The following is a 409-nucleotide window of genomic DNA, read 5'->3' on the forward strand; positions in this document are numbered from 1 at the left end:
GCCCAGGACACCGCCCTTTCACGGCGGTAACAGGGGGTCGAATCCCCTAGGGGACGCCACTTGCTGGGTTGTGAGTGAAAGTCGCCGACCTCTGTATCTCAAAACTCACTTCCGAGTGATGTTTGAGATATTTGCTCTTTAAAAATCTGGATCAAGCTGAAAATTGAAACACTGAACAACGCAAGTTGTTCGTGAGTCTCTCAAATTTTCGCAACACGATGATGAATCGAAAGAAACATCTTCGGGTTGTGAGGTTAAGCGACTAAGCGTACACGGTGGATGCCCTGGCAGTCAGAGGCGATGAAGGACGTGCTAATCTGCGATAAGCGTCGGTAAGGTGATATGAACCGTTATAACCGGCGATTTCCGAATGGGGAAACCCAGTGTGATTCGTCACACTATCATTAAC

1 rRNA gene is annotated in these 409 nt (G+C 48.4%); it reads left to right on the forward strand.

The features are described from left to right. Positions 1 to 252: 252 nt before the first annotated feature. A 23S ribosomal RNA gene (locus A9180_RS22215) occupies positions 253 to 409 on the forward strand; the annotation flags it as partial.

Source organism: Escherichia sp. B1147 (assembly GCF_001660175.1).
Lineage (GTDB): Bacteria > Pseudomonadota > Gammaproteobacteria > Enterobacterales > Enterobacteriaceae > Escherichia > Escherichia whittamii.